The 509-nt window shown below is 65.6% G+C and carries 1 protein-coding gene; it reads left to right on the top strand.

Annotation, left to right across the window (positions count from 1 at the left end):
• On the top strand, window positions 1–485 hold a 485-nt coding region (locus EOA29_RS39635), incomplete at its 5' end, for a TetR family transcriptional regulator (protein WP_145970167.1).
• Window positions 486–509 lie beyond the last annotated feature (24 nt).

Here is a 509-nt window from a genome sequence, read left to right as displayed (position 1 = left end):
AAGTGGCGGAGCGGGCGGGTGTGTCGATCGGCTCGCTCTACCAGTTCTTCCCGGACAAGCGGGCGATCGTCTGGGCGCTTGCCGAGCGCTACACCGCCGAAAGCCAGGCCTGCATTGCGGCGGCGCTGAAGGATGTCAGCGATGCCGAAGGCCTCAGCCAAGCGTTTTCGGAACTGGTCGACATCTACTACCGGCTGTTCCTGGCCGAGCCGGTGATACGCGACATCTGGTCGGGCACGCAGGCCGACAAGGCGCTGCGCGAACTTGAGCTCGCCGACAGCCGCGCCAATGCCGAATTCCTCGTCGCGGTGCTGAAGCGGCTGCGTCCCGATGCCGATCCAGTCGCACTGGAGACGACGGCATTCCTCGTCTGGCAGATGGGCGAGGCCGCCATGCGGCTGGCGATCTCCGTCGATCGCGAGGAAGGCGACAGGCTGGTCGCAGCCTATAAGCGCATGGCGCTGAGGGAATTGGTGGGTGGGTAGGATGCTCCCACCCTCGACCTGGTG

It is taken from the genome of Mesorhizobium sp. M1E.F.Ca.ET.063.01.1.1, assembly GCF_003998155.1.
In the GTDB taxonomy this organism is placed as follows: domain Bacteria; phylum Pseudomonadota; class Alphaproteobacteria; order Rhizobiales; family Rhizobiaceae; genus Mesorhizobium.
The sequence above is the reverse complement of the archived record's forward strand: the minus strand, read 5'-3'. Positions and strand labels throughout refer to the sequence as shown.